General features: G+C 71.2%; 3 protein-coding genes. 1 reads left to right on the forward strand and 2 read right to left on the reverse strand.

Annotated features, from left to right (window positions below; translation table 11 throughout):
• Window positions 1-470 (reverse strand): hypothetical protein (locus AC1DP0_RS19955; RefSeq protein ID WP_478087958.1); only part of this gene is annotated, 470 nt, incomplete at its 3' end.
• Window positions 467-2,662 carry an MMPL family transporter gene (locus AC1DP0_RS19960; RefSeq protein WP_478087960.1) on the reverse strand — a complete coding sequence of 732 codons (2,196 nt, stop codon included), beginning with the start codon at window positions 2,660-2,662 and terminating at the stop codon, window positions 467-469. The genes AC1DP0_RS19960 and AC1DP0_RS19955, both read right to left, overlap by 4 nt.
• A gap of 20 nt (window positions 2,663-2,682) precedes the next feature.
• Between AC1DP0_RS19960 and AC1DP0_RS19965 the strand changes: the two genes are divergently transcribed.
• The coding region (locus AC1DP0_RS19965; protein ID WP_478087963.1) for an AAA family ATPase at window positions 2,683-3,280 on the forward strand (598 nt) is incomplete at its 3' end.

Here is a 3,280-nt window from a genome sequence, read left to right on the forward strand (position 1 = left end):
CCGTGTCCCGGCTCGGTGTCGGCCGTGGGGGAGTGCGCCTCGAGGAACGCCTGCACCTCGGCGGCGCGGGCAACGTCGTCGATGACGAGCACCCTTTCGTGCGAAGGGTGCTCGGCCGGGGCCGTGGTGGTGTGGAACCACTCCCAGTCGCCGCCGTCCAGCACGCGGTAGCGCTCCTTCAGCCGGGGCTCCAGGTGCTGGGGCACGCTGACCGAGAACGCCCGGCGCCCGGGGGAGACGATCGCCGCGATCTGCGGCAGATGGTCGAGCAGCGCGGTGACCCCGTCGTCGCCACCGAGGACGTTGACGGTGCGGCGCACCGCCTTGCGGGTGCGCTGGAACGCGACCGCGTCGGCTGAGCTCCACCACGTCGCCGCCAGGTCGTCGGTGACCTCCCACCGGACGAACGGGTGCCGGCCGGTTGCCGCCAGCAGGTCGTCGAGTCCGTGCCCGGTGACGACCTCGGTCACTCCGTGATCCCGAACCGGTCGTGGAGGCGCCGCAGCGGCGCTGGTGCCCACCAGTTCCAGCGCCCGAGCACGGTCATCGTCGCCGGGACCAGCAGCATGCGGACCAACGTCGCGTCGATGGCGACGGCGGCCACGAGCGCCACGCCCATCTCCTTGATGATGAGGATGTCGCCGGCCACGAAGCCCGCGAAGACGATGATGATGAGCAGAGCCGCCGAGGTGATGATGCGACCGGTGCGCTGGAGACCGAGAGAGACCGCGCGGTCGCTCTCCACGCCGTGCCGGTGGAACTCCACGATGCGCGACAGCAGGAAGACCTCGTAGTCCATCGACAGGCCGAAACCGAAGGCGAGCACGAGGAAGGGCACCAGCGACTCGACGGCCCCCACCGACGTGAAGCCCAGCAACCCCTGGAGGTGACCCTCCTGGAAGATCCACACGACGACGCCGAGCGCGGCTCCGAGGGAGATGACGTTGAGCAGCAGGGCCTTGACCGGCAGGATGACCGAGCCGGTCATGAGGAAGAGCAGGACGAACGTGCCCAGCACGACGAGGGCCACGGCATACGGCGCCCGGGCCGACATGGACTCGAGGAAGTCGATCTGGCCCGCCGCCTGACCGGTGGTCAGGGTCTCGAAGGGCGTGTCCGTGGCACGGATCGTCGTCACGAGGTCCTGCGCCTCGTCCGACGTCGGCCCTCCGGCGACGCGGATGTTGACCCGCTGATGGTCGGCCCCGAGGGGCTGGACGACGAGCCCCTCGACACCCGGGCGGCTTCGGAGCTGCTGGGCCCACGAGGTGACGGCAGCAGTGTCCGGTGAGCCGGCGACGACGGTCACCTCGGGGGTGGAGAGCGCGGGGTAGTCCCGGGCGAGCTGTTCGAAGAAGACCCGCTGCGGCGCGTCCTTGGGGAGCAGCTCGGTGCCCGAGGACGTGAGCCTCATCGACAGCGTCGGCAGGGCCAGCGTGACGAGCACGGCCACGACGCCCAGGATGACGAGCACCGGGCGCCGTTGCACCCCGGCGGCCAGGCTGGAGAACACGCCGACGTCGGCGGTTTGCTCGACTGCCTTGCGGGACAGACGTCTTGCGCCGACGACGCAGAGTGCCGGCACGAGGGTGATCGCGACGACCATCGCGACGAGGACGACACTGACGCCGGCCACGCCGATGGCCCGCATGATCGAAGCCTCGAAGACGAGCAGGCCACCGAGGGCGATCGCGACCGTGAGCCCGGAGAAGAGGACGGTGCGGCCGGCCGTCGCCACCGTCCGCTCGGCGGCGCGGGCGATCTCCTCACGCGTGGGGACCCGGTGCTGCCGGTGACCGAGCTCCTCGCGGAACCGGCTCACCGTGAGCAGGCCGTAGTCGATGGAGAGCCCGAGGCCCAGCAGGGTCACGATGTTGACGACGGTCGCGTCGAGCTCGACGGCGTGCGAGAAACCGAAGAGGGACAGCAGGGCCCCGCCGATCGCCACGACCGCCCCGACGATCGGCATGCCCGCCGCGACGAAGCCGCCGAAGACGAAGAACATCACGAGAAACGTGAGGGGCAGGGCGATGCCCTCACCTCGCAGCAGGTCTCGCTCGACGGTGCTCGTGATCGCCTTGACCACCTTGCTCGAGCTGCCGACCGTGCCCTGGGCGCCCATGGCCGACGGCACCGCGAGCATCTGCTGCTCGGCCTTCGACTCGGCCTCGGCCTGGGCGGCTTTGGCGAGACCCGGCTCGAAGTCGACGACGGTGACGAACCCTCCGGAGGCGGGACTCCCACCTTCGAGGAGCGGCGCCACCGACGGATCCGAGAGGCCACTCGGCGCCAGCAGTGGCGAGCGGACGTTCTTGACGCCTGGGACGCGGGCGATCTCGCGCGTCGCGGCCGCGCCCTTGTCCACCGCCGCCGCATCCGTGAGGTCGGCACCGGTCACCTGCATCGTCAGGGTCTCGAGGGCGGGCTGGCTCTGGGCGATGACGTTCTGGGCGCGCGACGACTCCGACTCGACGGTCGGGGCGCCGGAGTGCAGTCGTTCGAAGAGGGACTCGCCGGTGACACCGCCGACCGCGACGACGAAGCACGCGATCGCGATGACGGCCCAGGCCGCCACCCAGCGGCGAGGGTGGCGCGCGATGACACCGCCGAGACGGGCCAGACGGGTGCGCGGCGCCGGGCCCGCGGGTGAGGGGTTATGCACGCGGATAGCCTTCCACAGTGATGTCGAACAGCACGGAGGACCTCTTCGGTGCGGCGTCCGCCGCCGACCGCGGCGAGCAGCCGGCCTCGGCCGGAGTCGCCCCCCTCGCCGTTCGCATGCGGCCGCGTTCCCTCGACGAGGTGCGCGGGCAGGCCAAAGTGCTGCGGCCCGGCAGTCCCCTGCGGCGCCTCATCGAGGGATCCGGCGGCGCCGCCGGCCCCCTGTCCGCAGTCCTGTGGGGTCCGCCCGGGACCGGCAAGACGACGCTCGCCCACCTCGTCGCGACCGCCGCGGAGCGCCGTTTCGTCGAGCTGTCCGCCGTCACGGCCGGAGTCAAGGACGTCCGCTCGGTGATGGAGTCGGCGGTCCGTGAGCGCGACCTCTACTCGCGCCAGACCGTGCTCTTCCTCGACGAGATCCACCGGTTCACCAAGGCCCAGCAGGATGCCCTGCTCCCGGGCGTCGAGAACCGCACCGTCATCCTCGTCGCCGCCACGACCGAGAACCCGTCCTTCAGCATCATCTCGCCGTTGCTGTCCCGCTCGGTGCTCGTCACGCTCGAGTCCCTCTCGGACGACGAGATCGCCGAGCTCCTCGTTGCCGCCCTGACCGACGAGC

The sequence above is a fragment of the Terrabacter sp. P5_B1 genome (assembly GCF_056400505.1).